This is a genomic window from Streptomyces peucetius, assembly GCF_025854275.1.
Taxonomy (GTDB): Bacteria; Actinomycetota; Actinomycetes; order Streptomycetales; family Streptomycetaceae; genus Streptomyces; species Streptomyces peucetius_A.
This window is the reverse complement of record NZ_CP107567.1, coordinates 2,718,045-2,732,536: the sequence shown is the minus strand read 5'-3', so window position 1 is coordinate 2,732,536 and position 14,492 is coordinate 2,718,045. Positions and strand designations below refer to the sequence as shown.

At 72.1% G+C, this 14,492-nt stretch carries 12 protein-coding genes and 1 pseudogene; 5 read left to right on the top strand and 8 right to left on the bottom strand.

Annotated features, from left to right (window positions below):
* Positions 1-39: 39 nt before the first annotated feature.
* Positions 40-1,872, bottom strand: coding sequence for a glycoside hydrolase family 3 protein (locus tag OGH68_RS12465; protein WP_264243458.1), 1,833 nt, complete (start codon positions 1,870-1,872; stop codon positions 40-42).
* Positions 1,873-2,376: 504 nt separating this feature from the next.
* Complete coding sequence (locus OGH68_RS12460; RefSeq protein ID WP_264243456.1) at positions 2,377-3,288, bottom strand: LysR family transcriptional regulator; 912 nt, start codon at positions 3,286-3,288, stop codon at positions 2,377-2,379.
* Positions 3,289-3,395: 107 nt separating this feature from the next.
* Here OGH68_RS12460 and OGH68_RS12455 point away from each other — a divergent pair, with 107 nt between their 5' ends.
* Positions 3,396-4,304 carry an EamA family transporter gene (locus OGH68_RS12455; protein WP_264243455.1) on the top strand — a complete coding sequence of 303 codons (909 nt, stop codon included), beginning with the start codon at positions 3,396-3,398 and terminating at the stop codon, positions 4,302-4,304.
* Positions 4,305-4,350: 46 nt separating this feature from the next.
* Here OGH68_RS12455 and OGH68_RS12450 read toward each other — a convergent pair whose 3' ends face one another.
* The 5 genes from OGH68_RS12450 to OGH68_RS12430 all read right to left on the bottom strand — a co-directional run bounded on the left by OGH68_RS12450 (position 4,351) and on the right by OGH68_RS12430 (position 9,738).
* Positions 4,351-5,127 carry a sugar phosphate isomerase/epimerase family protein gene (locus OGH68_RS12450; protein WP_264243453.1) on the bottom strand — a complete coding sequence of 259 codons (777 nt, stop codon included), beginning with the start codon at positions 5,125-5,127 and terminating at the stop codon, positions 4,351-4,353.
* Positions 5,124-6,080: a helix-turn-helix domain-containing GNAT family N-acetyltransferase gene (locus OGH68_RS12445; protein WP_264243452.1), complete on the bottom strand. Its 957-nt coding sequence runs from the start codon at positions 6,078-6,080 to the stop codon at positions 5,124-5,126. Before OGH68_RS12445 ends, OGH68_RS12450 begins: the two co-directional genes overlap by 4 nt.
* 36 nt (positions 6,081-6,116) lie before the next feature.
* Positions 6,117-7,445, bottom strand: coding sequence for an ion channel protein (locus tag OGH68_RS12440; protein ID WP_264243451.1), 1,329 nt, complete (start codon positions 7,443-7,445; stop codon positions 6,117-6,119).
* A gap of 142 nt (positions 7,446-7,587) precedes the next feature.
* The gene (locus OGH68_RS12435) at positions 7,588-8,022 is read right to left on the bottom strand and encodes a hypothetical protein (RefSeq protein ID WP_264243450.1); all 435 of its coding nucleotides are present in this window, start codon (positions 8,020-8,022) and stop codon (positions 7,588-7,590) included.
* A 642-nt stretch (positions 8,023-8,664) separates the two neighbouring features.
* On the bottom strand, positions 8,665-9,738 hold the full coding sequence (locus tag OGH68_RS12430) for a LacI family DNA-binding transcriptional regulator (protein ID WP_264243449.1): 1,074 nt from the start codon (positions 9,736-9,738) through the stop codon (positions 8,665-8,667).
* 139 nt (positions 9,739-9,877) lie between these two features.
* Here OGH68_RS12430 and OGH68_RS12425 point away from each other — a divergent pair, with 139 nt between their 5' ends.
* The 4 genes and pseudogenes from OGH68_RS12425 to OGH68_RS12410 all read left to right on the top strand — a co-directional run.
* The gene (locus OGH68_RS12425; RefSeq protein WP_264243446.1) at positions 9,878-11,029 is read left to right on the top strand and encodes a Gfo/Idh/MocA family protein; all 1,152 of its coding nucleotides are present in this window, start codon (positions 9,878-9,880) and stop codon (positions 11,027-11,029) included.
* The gene (locus tag OGH68_RS12420) at positions 11,026-12,180 is read left to right on the top strand and encodes a dihydrodipicolinate synthase family protein (RefSeq protein WP_264243444.1); all 1,155 of its coding nucleotides are present in this window, start codon (positions 11,026-11,028) and stop codon (positions 12,178-12,180) included. Before OGH68_RS12425 ends, OGH68_RS12420 begins: the two co-directional genes overlap by 4 nt.
* Before the next feature lie 32 nt (positions 12,181-12,212).
* The gene (locus OGH68_RS12415; protein WP_264250047.1) at positions 12,213-13,010 is read left to right on the top strand and encodes a sugar phosphate isomerase/epimerase family protein; all 798 of its coding nucleotides are present in this window, start codon (positions 12,213-12,215) and stop codon (positions 13,008-13,010) included.
* A 731-nt stretch (positions 13,011-13,741) separates the two neighbouring features.
* Positions 13,742-14,063, top strand: a pseudogene (locus tag OGH68_RS12410) (hypothetical protein); the annotation flags it as partial.
* A 4-nt stretch (positions 14,064-14,067) separates the two neighbouring features.
* Here the strand turns inward: OGH68_RS12410 and OGH68_RS12405 are convergent.
* Positions 14,068-14,481 carry a hypothetical protein gene (locus tag OGH68_RS12405; RefSeq protein WP_264243442.1) on the bottom strand — a complete coding sequence of 138 codons (414 nt, stop codon included), beginning with the start codon at positions 14,479-14,481 and terminating at the stop codon, positions 14,068-14,070.
* Positions 14,482-14,492 lie beyond the last annotated feature (11 nt).

Genomic DNA, 14,492 nt, shown 5'->3' with positions numbered 1-14,492 from the left:
CGTGACGAGCGGCGGGGCACGGCCCTGTCAGGCGGCTCCCTATCGGTACGACAGCCCGTGGCCGACCGGGAACAGCACCTGTGACGGATCGTCCGCCCGCTGCACCGGCACCGGCAGGCGTCCCTCCGGCTCCGCGCTGCCCGCGATCACCCGTGCGGCGGCGCGCAGCTCGACATCGGTCCACGCGTAGGCCGCCAGCGCCGCCGCGACCGGGCCGAGCCGTGCGATGTCGTACGGATTGCGAATGGCGAGCGCCACCACCGGCACGCCCGTCGCGACCAGCCGGGCCACCAGCGTGCGCTGAGAGCTCGTCGCGGAGACGTTGTACGTGCCGACGACGACCACGTCCTTGCCCTGCGCGGCGGCCACCGCCTCCGCGATCTTCGCGCTGCTCGGCGCGGTCCCGGTCGACAGGGCGGTCGCCCGGAAACCCAGTTCGCCCAGGGCGTTCGCCAGTACGGTCGTCGGCGGCCCGGTCGTGCCGCTGGGCGACGAGAGATCGGGGCCGACGACGAGGACGTCGCCGTGGCTGCGGCGGCTCAGCGGCAGCAGCCCGTCCGGGTTGGTCAGCAACGTGGTCGTGCGCTCGGCGATGCGGTCGGCGGCGGCGAGGTGCGCGGGGGTGCCGACCGTGCGGTCCACTTCCCGTCCGGAGACGAACGGTTCGCGGAACAGGCCCAGTTTCTCCTTGAGCAGCAGGATGCGCAGGATCGATTCGTCCAGACGGGCCTCGGTGATCTCACCGCTCCTGACCGCGTCCATCACACCGTTCCAGGCGACCGCCAGGTCCGGTGGGTTGAGCAGCTGGTCCACGCCCGCGAGCAGCGCGAGCACCGGCACGCGGTGGTCCCCGTACTTCTCCCGCACACCCTCCATGTTGAGCGCGTCCGTGACCACCACGCCGTCGTAGCCCAGTTCCTCGCGCAGGATGCCGGTGAGGATGGGGTGGGACAGCGTCGCCGGGTCGTTGCTGGGGTCAAGGGCGGGGAACTGGATGTGCGCCGTCATGATCGAGTCGATCCCGGCGGCGATCGCGGCCCTGAAAGGTGGCGCGTCGATCTCCTCCCACTCCTGGCGGGTGTGCGAGATGACCGGGATGCCGGTGTGGCTGTCGACGGTGGTGTCGCCGTGCCCGGGGAAGTGCTTGGACGTGGCCGCGATGCCCGCACTCTGGTAGCCCTTGACCTGTGCGGCGACCATCCGGGCCACCGCGGCCGGTTCCGCGCCGAAGGACCGTACGCCGATGACCGGGTTGGCCGGGTTGACGTTCACGTCGGCGACCGGCGCGTAGTTCTGGACGATGCCCATCGCGGCGAGCTCGGCACCCGCGATCTGCGCGGCCTTGCGGGCGGACGAGGCCGACCCGCTCGCTCCGAGCGCCATCGCGCCCGGCATCAGGGTCGCCGGCTTGCCGACACGGGCCACGATGCCATGCTCCTGATCGGTGGAGATCAGCAGCGGCAGCGGGGTGGACTGGGCGAGCCCGGCCCGTTGGATGCCGTTGGAGAGGTCCGCGATCTGGTGCGGAGCACGGGTGTTGTGCGCCCAGGCGAAGTAGATGATGCCGCCGACGTGGTACTCGGCGATGAGCTCTGCGGCGTTGCGCACGCCCATCTCTTCGAGGTTGAGGTCGACGTCGGCCTGGTCCGGGTCGGTGGCGGAGTGGCCGTAGACCCTCATCACGAAGAGCTGGCCGACCTTCTCCCCGAGGCTCATCCTCGAGACGATCCGCTCGAGCCGGTGTCGGGTGTCACGGGATGCGGCGGCGGGCGCCGCGACCGCCGCTGAACTGGACGCTGCCGTGGCGATCGCGCCTGCGGCGACAGCGGTCGCGGTGAGAAGGGTGCGTCTGGAGAGGTTCCGGTCGTGCACTGGTGCTCCTTCCGGCCTTGCTCGACATGCTCGACAGGGGCGTTGCACAAGGGAGTTGAAGGAAACTTCCAAGGTGACACGGATATCCGGAAAGTAACTGCCAGGTCAAGGCCCCGCGCACAACCATCACCGGACCGGCGGGCCGGAGCCGCTTTCCGAACCGGCACCGGCCGGGCGCGGCCCCACGCTCACGGGCCCGATGGGGCAGCGTGGCGGCCCGGGTTCAGGGCCGGCGTAACCGGCGCGGCGGCCCGGGTTGACGGGCCGGTGCGGGCAGCGTGGCGGCCCCCGGGAGCGGGCCGGTGTAGGCGGCGCGGCGGCCCCCGGGGTTCACGGCCCGGCGTAACCGGCGTGGCCCCCAGGGTTCACGGCCGGCGTAAGGGCTCACCGCCCCACGCCCGTGGGCTGCGCAACGGCGGGTGCGGCCGCGCGCACGGCCCTGTGCCGGCGGCGAGGCGGCACGCTCGCCGGGCCGGGAGCCGCAGGGGCGGCACGCGGCCCGGTTCACGTGCCGGTGGCGACCTCCGGCCAGAGCTTCTGCAGCGTCCGCACCGTCTCCGTGATCGCAGGCCGCCTCGCGGCCCCTGTACGCCACAGGGCGTGCAGCCGGCGCGTCGGCACGGGCGCCAGCTGTACGGCCACCACCTGCGGCGGCAGCTCCCCGCGCCCCAGCCGGGGGACCAGCGCCACGCCCAGGCCGGCGGCCACGAGGGCGACCTGGGTGTGGTTCTCCTCCGCCTGATGCGCGATCAGCGGCTCGCAGCCGGCCGCGCGCAGGGTCCGCAGCAGCCAGTCGTGGCAGACCGTGCCGGGCGGCTGGGTGATCCAGCGCTCGTCCTTCAGGTCCTCGCGTCGCACCGCGTCGGCGTCGGCCAGCGCGTGGCCCGCAGGGACCAGCACATCGCACATGTCGTCACCGATGACGGCCTGTTCGACACCCGGCGGGGCCGGCAGCGGCGCGATGTCCCAGTCGTGCGCCACCGCCAGGTCGATCGCGCCGCGTGCGACGAGGTCGACGGACAGGTGCGGGTCGACCTCATGGAGACGGGCGTCCAGCTCGGGGTGGCGACGGGCGAGATCGGCGAGCACGTACGGCATCAGCCCGCGGGAGGCGCTGGCGAAACAGGCGATGGAGAGCCGCCCGGTCGGCTCGCCGCGCCGCTCCTCGAGACGTACCTCCGCCTCTTCGACCAGGGACAGCAGCTGCTGTGCGGTGGCCGCCAGCTGTGTCGCCTCGTCGGTCAGCCGGACCCCGCGGCCCTCTCGTTCCAGGAGCGTGGTGCGGGTCTCGCGCTCGAGCTTGGCGATCTGCTGCGAGACCGCGGACGGCGTGTAACCGAGCGCCGCGGCCGCGGCGCCGACCGTGCCGTGGACGGAGACGGCATGCAGTGCGCGCAGCCGGCCGAGGTCGAGCATGGTTGCTCCCCTTTCGCCATCACCAGCATTTCATTAGCAGTACTTCATCCAACCATGAACGTATCCGCGCTGGTGCTACACGGTCTGCTCGCGTGATGCTTCCTGCCATGCGCCCGACCCACATCGCTCTCGCCGCCCTGGTCGCAGCCGTCTGGGGGATCAACTTCGTCGTCATCGAGATCGGCCTCGACCACTTTCCGCCGCTGCTCTTCTCCGCCCTGCGCTTCCTCGCCGCCGCCCTGCCCGCGGTGTTCTTCGTCGGCCGGCCGAAGGTCGCCTGGAAATGGATCGTCGGCGTCGGACTGGTGCTGGGCGTGGCCAAGTTCGGTCTGCTCTTCACCGGGATGGACCAGGGCGCCCCCGCGGGGCTGTCGTCGCTGATCCTTCAGGTCCAGGCGGTCTTCACGGCCCTGTTCGCCTTCGCCGTCCTCGGCGAACGACCGGGCAGGGTGAGGACGGCGGGGATGGCCGTGGCCCTGGCCGGTATCGCGGTCGCCGCCGTCGACGAGGGCGCCTCCGGGCCGCTCCTCGGCTTCGTTCTGGTCATCGCCGCGGCGGCCTGCTGGGGAGTCTCCAACGTCCTGACCCGCCAGGCGTCGCCGCCGGACGCCCTGAACTTCATGGTGTGGGTCAGCACCGTCCCGGTCCTCCCGCTGCTCGGCCTCTCCCTCCTCGTGGAGGGCGCGGACCGCGACCTGGCGGCACTGCGCTCCCTGGACCGGACGGGTGTCGGCGTCGTCCTCTACGTCGCCTGGGTCACCACGATTTTCGGCTTCGGGGTCTGGGGTTGGCTGCTCAGACGGCACCCGGCTTCCTCGGTCGCCCCGTTCTCGCTCCTCGTGCCGGTCTTCGGCATGTCGTCGGCGTTCCTGGTCCTCGACGAGCCGGTGAGTCCGCTGCGGTGGTGTGCGGCGGCGCTGCTGGTCGGCGGAGTCGCCCTGACGACCCTGCGAGGCCGGCGGAAGCCGCGGCCGGCCGTGCGGCAGCAGGAGCCGCTGACCGCCGGCCGGGTGTGACGGCACCGGCCGGTCCGGTATCAGCACCGCCCCTGCGTCCCGGTGCTCAGGTCACCGCGAGCAGATGTTCCCGGCCCGCCGCCAGCAGGCCCGGCAGTTCCGGCGCCGTCGGGTACCAGCGCTTCTCGTACTCCCAGCACACCCAGCCGTCCGGGTCCGCGAGCGCGAGGCACTCGTCCAGCGGCAGCACACCCCGGCCCAGCGGCAGCGGGGTGAGGTCGTCGCGCGAGGCCACGTCCTTCACCTGGATGTAGCCGAGGAACGGGCTCAGCGCCGCGTGCGTCGTCTCGGGGGCCTCACCGCCGAGCCAGGTGTGCATCACGTCCCACAACGCGCCCGCGTTCTTGTGGCCGACCAGACCGAGGACGCGCATGACGTCGGCACCGGTGCGGTGCGAGTCGTGCGTCTCCAGCAGGATCCGTACGCCGAGATCGGCCGCGGTCTCCGCGGCGGCGCCGAGCCTGCGCGCCGCGATCGCGTCGGCCTCGGCCGGATCCAGGTCGCCGCCGCCGGGGAAGACCCGGACGAACGACGCGCCGAGATCCTTGGCCAGCCGGCAGAGGCCGTCCATCTCCTTGATCACGGAGCCGTCGTCGCCGGGCGCCGCGATCCGCGCATACCCGGCGACGGTCAGGATCTCGACGCCCGCGCGCTCGAACTCCCGGATCGCCTCCGCCCGTTCCGTCGTGCCGATGCCCGGATGCACCGGTTCCTCCGGATGGGCGCGCAGTTCGACGCCCTGGTATCCGCTGTCGGCGGCGAGACGGGCCACCTCCCTCAGCGGCCTGCCGGGCACGCCGAGGGTCGAGAAGGCGAACTTCATCGATCCGTTCCTTCCTGCAGCTCCAGCCGCCAGTCCTGACCGACCAGATCCGCCCCGTACGAGCGGTGCGGCTCCTCGGCGACGAGGGTGAATCCGGCCCGCTCGTAGATCCGGCGGGCGGCGGTCAGCACATCGTTGGTCCACAACACCATGTCCCGGTACCCAGCCTCGCGCGCGAAATCCACGGCCGTGCGCACCAGCCGGTCGCCGAGTCCGTGTCCCCGCGCCTCGGGTTCGACGAGCAGCAGCCGCAGCCGGGCCGTGGCCGGGGCCTCGTCCCGTACGCACATCACCGAGCCCACCGGACGTCCGTCCAGCTCAGCTATCCACACCCGCTCCAGGTGCGGATCGTGGTCCTGCGCGAAATCCGCGACGATGCGGGCGACCAGGCCCTCGAAGCCGGCGTCCCACCCGTACTCCGCGGCGTACAGCGCGCCGTGCCGCTGGACGATCCACCCCAGGTCGCCGGGGCCGGGGCCGCGCAGGACCGGCTCCGGCGGCGCGGCGTGGCCACGGGCCCCCGACAGGAGCTCCCGGACGGTGCGCAGCGCCCCGGAGAGCCGCTCCCGGTCCTGCGCCGGCACCGCGTCGAGCAGCGCGCCCACCGCTTGCCGCGACCGCTCGTCGAGCAGCGCGGCGGCCTCCCGGCCCCGCTCGGTGAGCGTGATCCGCTGCCGTCGCGGGTCACGCTCGGACGGCGCCCGCTCCACGAGCCCGTCCCGCTCGAACCCGGCGAGCAGCCGGCTGAGGTACCCGGCGTCGAGTGAGAGCTCCCCGCGGAGGTCGGCGGCGTCGGTGCGGGGACTGTGCGCGAGCTCGTACAGGACCCGGGACTCGGTGAGCGTGTACGGCGTGTACAGATGCCTGCCGTAGTCGAGGGCGCCGATGACATTGGTGTAGAAGCGGTTGAAGGCACGGATCTCGTGGATCGGCGTGGGCGGTGTGACCGGCATGATCGGCTCCGAGTATCATCTTTGACTGAGTCAACGCTACGCCGGGGCGCCGCTGCCCACAAGACCCTTCTCCGGGCCCGGCGTGCCGCGAATTTGCATCTCCGGCCGTCCGGTGACGATCAGCCAGGCGGGCAGGGTCGCCACGCACAGCATCGGCAGCAATTGAATGTCGCCGACGAGGACGGCGGCCATGAACAGACTCAGCCAGCCCTGCCGTGTGACGGCGACCAGCATCCCGAGCACGGCGGCGGCAGTCGCCAGGGCCATCGGCACCGCGCCCACGAGGGCGTGGGCGAACATGCCCAGCGCCACCCCGACGAAGACCGCGGGGAAGATCCGGCCGCCCTGGAAGCCGCAGGAGGCGGCGACGACGAGCGCCGCAAGTTTCACCAGGGCGAGCAGCAGCAGGTTCGCCGCACCGTGCTCCTCCGGATGGGCCGTCAGCTCCTTCATTTCCTCCAGGCCCTTGAAGAGGGTCAGTGGTCCGCCGAGCACCCCCAGCCCGCCGAGCACCAGACCGCCCGAGGTCAGCATGAGGACCGGGTGCCCCAGCCGGTGGAAGATCCGGTGCACGAGCGGGAAGGCGTACACCGCGGCCAGGCCGACGACCGCGGCGACCGAGGCGACGGCCGTGGCGGACACGGCGTCGACCAACCGCGGCCCCGTGTACGGGGTGACGCGCACCGTCAGCAGCGGACCGGCGAGCAGCACGGTCGTCAGGGCGCCGGCGCCCGCCGCGATCAGCGGCGCGAACAGCCGGTCCCACAAGGGCCGTGGATCCGGCCCGCCCGAGATCTCGGAGAGGATGAGGGCGGCCGCGACCGGCGTGCCGAACAGTGCCCCGATGGTGCCGGCGGCCGCGAGCGAGATCCAGACGGAGGCAGGGGCGCGGGGCATGGCCTTGATGCCCAGCGCGCAGGCGAGCGCGACGTTGACGGAGGTGATCGGGTTCTCTGGGCCCAGGCTCACTCCGCCGGCCAGGGTCACGACGACGGCGATGACGACGCCCGGCAGGACCCGGACCGGCAGCGGCGGATCGACCAGGCCTCGGGTGGCGGGGTCCGGCCCGGTGCGGCCGGGGAACTTCCATACGACCAGACCCGCGGCGAGCCCGGCCGCGGTGAGGACCGACAGGATCCAGAGCGCAGAGGTGCCGGAGACGCCCAGGCCGTGGGGCAGCGTCTTCCAGAGCACGTGCTGGACCCGCTCGGCGAGCCTGCTGACGCCGAGGAGCACGAGACTCGATCCGACGCCGACGAGCAGCGCGGGCAGCACCAGCGGGAAGAGGGCGCGGGCCTGCGGCGGCCAGAGGCCCGGCCGGTGGGACCCGGCGGCGGACGGGCCGGGCGCCGCCTCGCGCGTCATGGCTTCCTCTGGGGGCGGCGGGCGGGGGCGGCCCGGCCCTCCGACGCGGGCGACTCCGCGCTCCGGCTCGCCCGGGGCGCGCGGTGGCGCGGCCGTGGCGCGTCGCCCCGGCCGCGCGGTCCATCGCCCGAGCGGCGCCGGCTCAGGGCGCGGACGTACGGCCGCGATCGGTGCACAGTGCCCAGATGACGAACACGCCGATCGCGATGGACACGACCGCCCAGATCGGCTGGTACGGCAGCCACATGAACTGGAAGACGACAGCCAGGGCGGCCAGCCCCACGCCGAGTCCGCGTGCCCAGGCGGCGCCCTGGAGGATGCCCCAGCCGGTGACGGCCAGCAGGACACCCAGGATCAGGTGGATCCAGCCCCAGGCGGTGAGGTGGAACTCGAAGACGTAGTCGCCGACCACGGTGTACACGTCGTCGCCCGCGATGGCTGCGATCCCGGCGAGGATGCCCAGGATGCCTTCCACCAGCAGCAGCACACCGGCGAACACCGTGCCGCCGGACGCCCAGGCGCGTCCGGCGCTCCCGCTGTGCGGCGCGGGCCCGGAGCCTCGGGTTGCGTTGGCCATGTCCGTTCTCCGTCTCTCTTCCGGCTCCGTCCCTGCGGAGCAAGGGCTCCAGCCTGCCTTCTGGCCGGGGGGACGGCGAGCGGGTCTGAGCCGGTGGGGTGACGTCCGGTGGTCCTCCCGACCCGCGGGCGCGGTGGTGCGGTGCGCCGCGGGCCGGGTGGGGCTCCGTGCGGGTCGTGAGCCGCCCGGGTGAGGTTGCGTTCGCCGGCCGGCCGTTCCGCCGGTTCCCGCCGACGTGGTGGTGCGGTGCAGGAGCCGGGAGCCGGATCGGGCGCTTCCTGTCGGCGGGAGGTGCCGGCGCGACCGTGAGCCGGGCGAGGCGCAGGCCGCGGTGGTCACTGCGTGGGCGCCGTACTCGCCGGCGTCCTGCGGTCCCTGCCGGGCCGCAACCGCGCCCGCAGGGTGCGAGGCCACGGCCTGGCCGCAGGGCTGGCGGTCAACCGCTTGAGTGCTGCCCGACATCCCGGGCCGCGTCCGTCCCCGTGGGGCGCGCGAGGCCACGGGCCTCGCCCCGGGCCGTGGCCGCCCCCGCAGGGGTGCCCGGGGTCGCCGGGGCGCCGCCCCGCCGCAGGGGCCCGCTGCCGCCGCTCCGGGCGCCGACGCGTGTACCCGTCGCATCTGTCGTACCGGTAGTACGGCTCGTCACCGCTCGCGCGGCGGCGCCGTCGAGTCCCGGGCCATCAGTTCCGCCGCGATCGTCGCGATACCGCCCGGCGGGGGCGTCTCGTTGTCCATGGCCAGGCGGCCTGCCCTGGCGCCCGCCTCGAAGAGGGGGAGGCGGACCGTCGTGAGCGCCGGGACCGCGTCCACGGAGAAGGGCAGGTCGTCGAAGCCCGCGACGGAGATGTCCTGGGGTATCCGCAGGCCCTGGTCCCGCAGCGCGGCGCACGCGCCCAGTGCGACGGTGTCGTTCGCGGCGACGATCGCCGTCAGCCCCGGTTCTCTGCGCAGCAGTTCGAGCGTGGCGTCGTATCCGGACCGGCGGTCGTACGGCCCGTGCACCGTGAGCCGTTCCTCCTCGGCGGGGTTCCCGCCGAGACCCGCCGCCGCCATCGCCGCCCGGTGGCCTTCCAGCCGGTGGCGGGTCGTGGTGCGTTCCGCGGGGCCGGCGACGTAGCCGATGCGCCGGTGGCCGAGCGCGAGCAGGTGCTCGGTGAGCCGCCGCCCGCCGCCGCGGTTGTCGAAGGCGAGCGAGGCGACGATCGCGTCGCTGCCGGGCAGCGGCGGGCGTCCGCACAGCACGATCCGCGTCCCGGCGTCGGCAAGCCTGCCGAGTTTCACAGTCATGGCCTCGATGTGGCCAGGGTCCTCCAGCGCACCGCCGGTGAGGATGACGGCCGCGGCGCGCTGACGCTGCAGGAGGGTGAGATAGGTGAGCTCACGTTCGGGTGAACCACCGGTGTTGCAGACGACGGCAAGTTTCTCGCCGCCTGCCCGGCCCGTGCCCTCCTGCCCGCCGATCTCGGTCTGCGCCGCTCCGGCCATGATCCCGAAGAAGGGGTCGGCGATGTCGTTGACGAGGATGCCGACGAGGTCGGACGTCGCGGCGGCGAGCGAGCTCGCCGGGCCGTTGAGGACGTAGTCGAGCTCGTCCACCGCGCGCAGTACCCGCTCCCGCGTGGACGCGGCGACCGGGTAGTTGCCGTTCAACACGCGAGAGACGGTCGCCGGGGACACCCGGGCGCGGGCCGCCACATCCGCCAGGGTGACTGTCATCGCTTTCCTCCGCGTGAGATGGAGCGGCCCCCTTGTCCGGGCCGCTGTCGGCAGGCTAGCTTCATACCGCGTAGAAAGCGCTTGCTACGCTCATATCGAGGGAACTCGGGAGAACCGAGATGAAACATGGAGGCACTTCGTGACACGCAGGACAGTGCGGATCGCCATGAACGGCGTCACCGGGCGGATGGGCCACCGCCAGCACCTGGTGCGCTCCGTCCTCGCGATCCGTGAGCAGGGCGGTCTCGACCTCGGCGGCGGCGAAGTGCTCTGGCCGGAGCCGGTGCTCGTCGGACGGCGCGAGCACGCGCTGCGCGAGATCGCCGAACAGCACGGACTGACCGAGATCTCGACCGACCTCGACGCCGTCCTCGCCGACGAGAGCATCGACATCTACTTCGACGCGCAGGTCACCTCCGCCCGCGTCGAGGCCCTGAAGAAGGCCATCGCGGCCGGCAAGCACATCTACACCGAGAAGCCGACCGCCACCGATCTCGCCGGCGCCCTCGAGCTGGCCCGCCTCGCCGGGAGCAGGGGCATCAAGCACGGCGTCGTCCAGGACAAGATCTTCCTGCCGGGCCTGCTGAAGCTGAAGCGCCTCATCGACGGCGGCTTCTTCGGCCGGATCCTCTCCGTGCGCGGCGAGTTCGGCTACTGGGTCTTCGAGGGCGACTGGCAGGAGGCGCAGCGGCCGAGCTGGAACTACCGGGCCGAGGACGGCGGCGGCATCACCGTCGACATGTTCCCGCACTGGGAGTACGTGCTGCACGAGCTGTTCGGCCGGGTCACCTCGGTCAACGCGCACATCGCCACGCACGTCCCGCAGCGCTGGGACGAGCAGGGCAAGCCGTACGAGGCGACCGCCGACGACGCCGCGTACGGCATCTTCCAGCTGGAGGGCGGCGCGGTCGCCCAGATCAACTCCTCCTGGACGGTACGGGTCAACCGCGACGAGCTCGTCGAGTTCCAGGTCGACGGCACACACGGCTCGGCGGTCGCCGGCCTGCGCAACTGCCGCGTCCAGCACCGCTCCACCACGCCCAAGCCGGTCTGGAACCCGGATCTGCCCGTCACCGAGTCGTTCCGCGACCAGTGGCAGGAGGTGCCGGACAACGCCGAGTTCGACAACGGCTTCAAGGCCCAGTGGGAGCTGTTCCTGCGCCATGTCGCGCTCGACGAGCCGTACCACTGGGACCTGCTGGCGGGCGCGCGCGGCGTGCAGCTCGCCGAACTCGGCCTGCGCAGCTCCGCCGAGGGCCGGCGCTTCGACGTACCGGAGCTGACACTGTGACGATCCGCCTCCCGCGCGCCGACGGCTCCCTGGCCGCGTACGAGCCGCGTGCCGAGCCCCTCGGCTTCACCTCCATCGCCCCGCTCACCTCCCGTACGGTCTTCTCCGCCGCCCATGTGGTGGCCGACCCGTACGCCGACACCGGCCCCGACTCTCCCGCCGCCGTCGACTGGGACGCCACGCTCGCCTTCCGCCGCCACCTGTGGTCGCACGGGCTCGGCGTGGCGGAGGCCATGGACACGGCGCAGCGCGGAATGGGCCTGGACTGGGCGTGCGCGGCCGAGCTGATCCGGCGCTCGGCGGCGGAGGCGAAGGCCGTCGGCGGCGCCATCGCCTGTGGCGTGGGCACCGACCAGCTGACCGGCCCGGCATCCGTCGACGACGTGCGCGACGCCTACGAGGAACAGCTCGCCCTGGTCGAGTCCACCGGCGCGCAGGCGATCCTCATGGCCTCACGGGCACTGGCCGCCGCCGCGGCATCCACCGACGACTACCTGGACGTCTACGGCCACCTGCTGCGCCAGGCGTCGGAACCCGTGATCCTGCACTGGCTCGGCCCGATGTTCGACCCGGCGCTCGACGGCTACTGGGGCTCGCCCGACCTGGACACGGCCACGGAGACCTTCCTGGAGGTCATCGCGGCCCACCCGGACAAAGTCGACGGCATCAAGGTTTCGCTCCTGGACGCGCGCAGAGAGGTCGAGCTGCGCCGCCGCCTGCCCCAGGGAGTGCGCTGCTACACCGGCGACGACTTCAACTATCCGGAGCTGATCGCGGGTGACGACCACGGGTTCAGCCACGCCCTGCTCGGCATCTTCGACCCGCTGGGCCCCCTGGCGGCGGACGCCGTACGCGTCCTGGACACGGGCGACACGGCGGGCTTCCGCAAGCTCCTCGACCCGACCGTCGAACTGTCCCGCCATCTCTTCCAGGCGCCGACACGCTTCTACAAGACGGGCGTCGTGTTCCTCGCCTGGCTGTCCGGCCACCAGTCCCACTTCACGATGGTCGGCGGACTCCAGTCGGCGCGCTCCCTGCCGCACCTGGCGCGCGCGTACGAACTCGCCGACGGGCTCGGCCTGTTCCCGGACCCGGCGCTGGCCGAGTCCCGTATGAAGTCCCTGCTCGACGTGTACGGAGTCCCGAAGTGAGCCCTGACCTGACGCGCTTCAGCATCAACCAGATGACGGTCAAACAGCTGTCGCTGCCCGAACTGGCCGAGGCGTGCGTCCGGCTCGGCGTCCCCGCCGTGGGCCTGTGGCGCGAACCGGTCGCCGCGTACGGGCTCGACGCCACGGCCAAGCTCGTACGGGACGCGGGGCTGGAGGTCACCTCCCTGTGCCGCGGCGGCTTCCTCACCGCGATCGACGAGACCGACCGGGCCCGCGCCCTGGACGACAACCGCGCCGCGATCGACGAGGCGGCGACCCTGGGCACGGACACGCTGGTGCTGGTCTCCGGCGGTCTCCCGCCCGGCAGCAGGGACCTGGCAGCGGCCCGCGAGCGCATCGCGGACGCGCTCGCCGCACTCGCGCCCTACGCGGCCGAACGCGGGGTCCGCCTCGCCGTCGAGCCCCTGCATCCGATGTTCGCCTCGGACCGCTGCGTCGTCTCCACCCTCGACCAGGCCCTGGACCTCGCGGAACGCTTCCCCGCGGACCAGGTGGGCGTGGTCGTCGACACCTACCACATCTGGTGGGACGACCGGGCCCCGGAAGCGGTCGACCGGGCGGGCGCGTCCGGACGCATCCTCTCCTTCCAACTGGCCGACTGGACGACCCCGTTGCCCGCCGGCGTCCTCAACGGCCGCGGCCAGCTCGGCGACGGCGCGATCGACATGCGCGGGTGGCGGCAGCGGGTGGAGGCGGCGGGTTGGACGGGCTTCATCGAGGTGGAGCTGTTCAACGACGAGCTGTGGGCGCGGGACGGGGTGGAGGTGCTGGAGGAGACGGCAAGGAGGTTCGTGCGGGAGGTGTTCTGAACCGGCTTCCAGCCGGACTGCCGCCTGTGTCCTGAGCCGAGTCACCGGCTCGACGGCGTGCGAGTGCCCTCTTCCGTTTGGATGCTCCGGTCTGTCGGTGGGTTCATGGTTCGAGGTACTCGGATTGAGGGGCGCTTCGCCCCGCCCGCCCGTGGCCACGGTCCCCGCCCTCCGCGCTTCCCGCGCTGGCGGGCGGGGCTGCGCGCACCCTGATCGGCCGCGTGGCGGGCCGGAAGCTGTTCGCGCGAATCACGGTGCGTCGTCCCTTGGCTCCCGGCCGGCCGAACACGTCTGTTCCGGCTCACGAATCAGTGAGGGGGATGTCTCAATACCCCAATGGAAAGAGTAGGTCCGGTCGCTGTTGAATTCCGCCTTGACTCCTGTCTCGGATAGGCGAAGTTCCTACCTGATCCATCCTCTATCGCCAGAGACGCCACTTCGGGTCTGTGGTCTGCCAGTGGGAATCGAAAAGAGTGAATCGCGATAACTACTCCATCGAGATGTGCGTCTCTAGTTTTAGCGGCGTGCAGAGACGCCCCGAAAGAAAGCCAAGCCAGATCCTTTCAGTAGATTCCGGTTCGAGGTGGTGCGAGCCAGATTTTTTGTGGCGAGAGAAATTCTACGTCCAAGTGGGCAGCCAATCCGAGTGCCTTGATAGGCGCGCGCGTGCCCGCCGCGTAGGGGATGGTGGGTGGCCGGCCGGGAGGCTTCCGTCTCCGGCCCCGCGCAGGGTCGGTCGTGACGCGGCCGGTCGAATCCGTGCCGAAGCGGCGGACGCTGGCGAATGCGCCATGTTCCTGGCCGATGAGCCGAACATCCGCGAGCCGATCGCCTTCCCACTCAACTGCAACGCGCAGGGCCTGCTGATGGGGCCCCGACGGAGCTGGAAGAGGCCGCCTGCGCGAACTGAACACCCAGCTGCGCAAACGGGTGGAAAAGGCCCTGGAGAAGCCGACCGACGGCCGCCCGATCATGGAGGCAGTCGACCTGGACCTCACCGGCGTATCGCCCGCCCGCGCGAACGGGCGGTGGGCCATGGATCAGCGGCAGTAACAGCTCAGTCCCCGTGCGGGTCCTCTTGCACGGCGGTGAGCTCGCCCAGGGTCCGCATGATCGCGTCGAGGTCAGTCAAGGCCTGTGCGCAGAAACCCTGATCCCGGGTCGCCGCCTCAACGCGTTCGTCGAAGGCCGGTGAGGCTGCTGGGTTCGCACCGTCCCCTAGAAGGCGTGCCGGTGCGAGAAGCCAATTCCGCCGGGAGGTGTCCACATCCCAGTCCACCTGAGTCGGGGTCGTTCGGACGGCGTCTTCGATGGTCCGGAGCTTCTCGTCGCTCGGCTCAGCGAACCGCCAGCCGATGTAGGGAACTTGAAGGTGACCGTGGTCCGGGTGAGACCCCGCGCTGAGCTTGAGCCACTCCAAGGCCCCCAGACGTCTGAGGGTCTCGCCCGCCACACGGAAACGTGTCGACATGGATCCGATGC

Bases quoted from the DNA above. Each gene is read 5' to 3' on its own strand.
- OGH68_RS12460 (WP_264243456.1), bottom strand. From the start codon at position 3,288: ATGCTCGACCTCGGCCGGCTGCGCGCACTGCATGCCGTCTCCGTCCAC.
- OGH68_RS12455 (WP_264243455.1), top strand. From the start codon at position 3,396: ATGCGCCCGACCCACATCGCTCTCGCCGCCCTGGTCGCAGCCGTCTGG.
- OGH68_RS12430 (WP_264243449.1), bottom strand. From the start codon at position 9,738: ATGACAGTCACCCTGGCGGATGTGGCGGCCCGCGCCCGGGTGTCCCCG.
- OGH68_RS12445 (WP_264243452.1), bottom strand. From the start codon at position 6,080: ATGCCGGTCACACCGCCCACGCCGATCCACGAGATCCGTGCCTTCAAC.
- OGH68_RS12435 (WP_264243450.1), bottom strand. From the start codon at position 8,022: ATGGCCAACGCAACCCGAGGCTCCGGGCCCGCGCCGCACAGCGGGAGC.
- OGH68_RS12440 (WP_264243451.1), bottom strand. From the start codon at position 7,445: ATGACGCGCGAGGCGGCGCCCGGCCCGTCCGCCGCCGGGTCCCACCGG.
- OGH68_RS12415 (WP_264250047.1), top strand. From the start codon at position 12,213: ATGACGGTCAAACAGCTGTCGCTGCCCGAACTGGCCGAGGCGTGCGTC.
- OGH68_RS12405 (WP_264243442.1), bottom strand. From the start codon at position 14,481: ATGTCGACACGTTTCCGTGTGGCGGGCGAGACCCTCAGACGTCTGGGG.
- OGH68_RS12450 (WP_264243453.1), bottom strand. From the start codon at position 5,127: ATGAAGTTCGCCTTCTCGACCCTCGGCGTGCCCGGCAGGCCGCTGAGG.